The organism is Vibrio sp. 10N.222.54.A3, from assembly GCF_041474095.1.
GTDB lineage: Bacteria > Pseudomonadota > Gammaproteobacteria > Enterobacterales > Vibrionaceae > Vibrio > Vibrio crassostreae_C.
On sequence record NZ_JBFRTN010000040.1, the window covers coordinates 1 to 219 of the forward strand.

General features: G+C 44.3%; 1 tRNA gene. It reads left to right on the forward strand.

From position 1 onward, the window contains the following. Positions 1-66: 66 nt before the first annotated feature. A tRNA-Gly gene (locus AB4507_RS09470) sits at positions 67-142 on the forward strand. Positions 143-219 lie beyond the last annotated feature (77 nt).

Genomic DNA, 219 nt, shown 5'->3' on the forward strand with positions numbered 1-219 from the left:
GCAACCACATTACAGTTAAACGTTAATTTGCTGCTTCTTAGCAGACAAGATGAACGGTTAGCTTATGCGATACTAGCTCAGTTGGTAGAGCGCAACCTTGCCAAGGTTGAGGTCATCGGTTCGAACCCGATGTATCGCTCCAAATTCTCTCTCACGCTTTATGCTGAAGATGAAAATGGTTTAGTCTCATTGTCTTAAACAATGCATTCGGACGCGGGA